The sequence below is a fragment of the Streptococcus orisratti DSM 15617 genome (genome assembly GCF_000380105.1).
GTDB lineage: Bacteria > Bacillota > Bacilli > Lactobacillales > Streptococcaceae > Streptococcus > Streptococcus orisratti.
The window spans coordinates 1-2,664 of the sequence record NZ_KB904527.1 but is presented as its reverse complement, the minus strand read 5'-3'; the positions used below and the strand labels follow the sequence as shown (position 1 = coordinate 2,664).

2 protein-coding genes are annotated in these 2,664 nt (G+C 42.9%); both read left to right on the top strand.

Features of this window, described 5'->3' with window-relative positions; translation table 11 throughout:
* The first annotated feature begins 408 nt into the window (after positions 1 to 408).
* On the top strand, positions 409 to 1,107 hold the full coding sequence (gene dapD / locus A3I7_RS0111780; RefSeq protein WP_018376942.1) for a 2,3,4,5-tetrahydropyridine-2,6-dicarboxylate N-acetyltransferase: 699 nt from the start codon (positions 409 to 411) through the stop codon (positions 1,105 to 1,107).
* Between the two features lie 220 nt (positions 1,108 to 1,327).
* Entirely contained in the window at positions 1,328 to 2,461 is a 1,134-nt protein-coding gene (locus A3I7_RS0111775) for an N-acetyldiaminopimelate deacetylase (RefSeq protein WP_018376941.1), read from the top strand.
* The last annotated feature ends 203 nt before the right edge of the window (positions 2,462 to 2,664 follow it).

Here is a 2,664-nt window from a genome sequence, read left to right as displayed (position 1 = left end):
AGCGACCGAAACAATTGTCGGTCAACTTGACACCACTATCAGAGGGAAGGGGAGAAAGGCCGTTGAGGCAACTATCAAGAAACATAAGAAAGAGTGTGATGATTTGTAGAAATAAACAGGGAGTTAGACAGAAAACAGTAGTTTCGTAGAAACTTGATTTCATCGTCTCACCCCCGCAAAGTTGAGTAGGGATGAAAGAGCTGATTTATCAGCGCATTAGAACTCACTCACCCACTGCGTATTGCTTACACAACTACATAAGCAACGTGGCTGAGTACTTTAGCTCAGTCTCTATTTGTTTTCAATTCTGTTTTACCCCTGATGGCTTGATTAGTCCAAATTATTTTGAAATTTTCTGAATATTTGTTATAATAGGAACTAAATATTTTTGAAATTGGAGAAGACGAGATGACTGCACAAAAAATGTCTGCGCAAGAAATTATTGCTTTTATTGGAAATGCCGAAAAGAAAACCAATGTAAAGGTGACTTTTGAAGGGACTTTAGCTTCGGAAGTGCCTAATTCTGTCGTTAAGCTTGGCAATGTTCTCTTTGGGGATTGGAAAGACATTGAGCCACTTTTGGCAAACTTGACTGAAAACAAAGATTACGTGGTAGAGCAAGACGGTCGCAATTCAGCTGTGCCCTTGCTTGATAAACGTCATCTCAATGCTCGTATTGAGCCAGGAGCTATCATCCGCGACCAAGTGACGATTGAGGATAATGCCGTAGTTATGATGGGGGCTGTCATTAATATTGGTGCTGAAATTGGCGCCGGAACGATGATTGACATGGGAGCTATTCTTGGCGGTCGAGCAACTGTCGGTAAAAACAGCCATATTGGAGCAGGCGCTGTTCTTGCGGGAGTGATTGAGCCTGCATCAGCTGAGCCTGTTCGTATCGGTGACAATGTTTTAGTTGGTGCCAACGCTGTTGTTATTGAAGGTGTTCAAGTTGGTAATGGGTCGGTTGTTGCCGCGGGAGCTATTGTAACCCAAGATGTCCCTGAAAATGTGGTCGTAGCTGGTGTGCCTGCCCGTATCATTAAAGAAATTGACGAAAAAACACAACAAAAAACGGCGCTTGAAGATGCTCTGCGCAATTTGTAAGTTGATTGTTATAGTCGTTTAGTTTATCTTTTATTACTTCGACGTAAAAGGAAACTCCGTTTCCTTATTTCCAACTTTAAGCACTCCACTGGATTGTTTGAACTCACTTTGCCGTACCCTTAGTACAGCCTGTAGATCGTTGCTTAGTACTAAAAGTAAACTAAAGACTATAATAGTGAAAGCTTGTGGTCAACTCAAGCTTTTCTTGAAAGGAATACGCATGACTTTAGATTTAATAAAAATCAGACGTGATTTGCATCAAATCCCAGAGATTGGGCTGGAGGAATATAAAACTCAGGCTTACCTTTTGGAACGGATTGCCGAAGTTACTGCTGGGAAAGACTTTGTGGAGCAGAGGACTTGGCGGACAGGGATTCTGGTCTTTCTGCATGGTTCAGTTCCAGAAAAGACAGTTGGCTGGCGGACTGATATCGATGGTCTGCCCATCGTGGAGCAGACGGGGTTGGATTTTGCTAGCACTCACGAAGGACGAATGCACGCTTGCGGGCATGATATGCATATGACAACAGCACTTGGTCTGCTTGAGGTTATGGCTCAAGAACAACCCAAGAATAATCTGCTCTTTCTTTTCCAACCAGCTGAGGAAAATGAAGCTGGTGGTATGCTCATGTATGAGGATGGTGCTTTTGGTGACTGGCTACCCGACGAATTTTATGGGCTTCATGTGCGTCCTGATTTTAAGGTGGGTGACATTGCTACCAATACAGGAACTTTATTTGCAGGTACTTGTGAGGTGCTGATTACTTTTAAAGGGAAGGGTGGTCATGCCGCATTTCCGCATGAGGCCAACGATGCTCTGGTTGCGGCTTCATACTTCATTACACAAGTGCAGACTATTGTCAGCCGTAATGTTGACCCTATTCAGGGTGGGGTTGTGACTTTTGGCTCGATGCATGCTGGAACAACCAATAATGTCATTGCCGAGACTGCCAAGCTTCACGGAACCATTCGCACGCTGACTCAGGATATGAGCCTACTCATTCAAAAACGTGTAACAGCGATTGCCCAAGGTGTGGCTGCTAGCTTTGGCATAGAGGTAGATATTCAGCTTAAACAAGGTGGTTATTTGCCAGTGGAAAATAATCCGACATTAGCTCAAGAGTTGATGGCTTTCTTTGAAAATAGCTCAGCAGTCAATCTGATTGACTGTCCACCTGCAATGACGGGAGAAGATTTTGGTTATTTGTTACACCAAGTTCCAGGTGTCATGTTCTGGTTAGGTGTAGATACCCCATACGCTCTTCATCACCCTAAGATGAGTCCAGATGAAGCAGCTTTGCCATTTGCCGTTGAAGCAATTAGCTCCTTTTTGAAGACACGTGTAAACAATTAAAATAGGCTGGGATAACCCCAATGTCATTAAGTTAAGTCTTTGACCAATTAAAGTAACTATTCCCTTCTGAGCAGTTCATGACAAAACGGGAATAGTTTTTCTATTTATGGCGCACAAAAAGGAGGTTTTTTAACCCTATTTTTCAACTATTATGTTACTCTATAAGTGAAACTTACAGGTAGCTGGCTTCGTATTTTTCTTCG